Source organism: Leisingera sp. ANG-M7 (assembly GCF_000813965.1).
Lineage (GTDB): Bacteria > Pseudomonadota > Alphaproteobacteria > Rhodobacterales > Rhodobacteraceae > Leisingera.
On the sequence record NZ_JWLI01000043.1, the window covers coordinates 1 to 575 of the forward strand.

Here is a 575-nt window from a genome sequence, read left to right on the forward strand (position 1 = left end):
CCGCGGGGCAAGGCGGCGCGCTCAGGCGGTGCTGCAGGCGGGCACCCCCATGCGGATGATTTCGCTGCCCTTGATCTTGTGCACCCCGGAAATCCGGTTGCGCCCCTCCGCCATGAACCAGGACTGCAGCGGCGCCGGGTAGTACTGCGCCATCACCCGGCTGAAATAGTCGAACTTCTCCTGCGTCAGGCGGCGCCCCCCGCGCGAGGGGCCGTGAAAGCCGAAGGTGGTGGCCGGGTCGACACAGGCGCCCGGCAGGCCCAGGAACATGGTGCAGGTGGAATAGCAGACCCTGCCGCGGATCTCGACCCGCACCCCGTGCTTCTGCAGGTTGCTCAGCTCGATCAGCCGGTCATGCAGGTAGCCGCCGCGGTCGCTGCCCACCACATAGGTCTGCTGGGCCGCCGCCGCAGAAGGCTGCAGCAGCATCAGCGCCAGGCCGCAGGCTGCGGCCGCCCGGGCGGCCAGGCGAAGGGCGGAACGGGCGCGGGACAGAGGGGCAAGGGCCGGCATGGTCAGATCTCCAATGCAAAGACGGGCGTTGGAGACTGGATAGACACCCCCTGCGTGCGCGC

The 575-nt window shown here is 69.7% G+C and carries 1 protein-coding gene; it reads right to left on the reverse strand.

The genetic code is table 11. The features are described 5' to 3' along the window. Positions 1-21: 21 nt before the first annotated feature. Entirely contained in the window at positions 22-513 is a 492-nt protein-coding gene (locus RA26_RS21825; protein ID WP_039187547.1) for a hypothetical protein, read from the reverse strand. Positions 514-575: the final 62 nt, after the last annotated feature.

Excerpts from the sequence above, each read along its gene's own strand:
- RA26_RS21825 (WP_039187547.1), bottom strand. The coding sequence starts at position 513 with ATGCCGGCCCTTGCCCCTCTGTCCCGCGCCCGTTCCGCCCTTCGCCTG.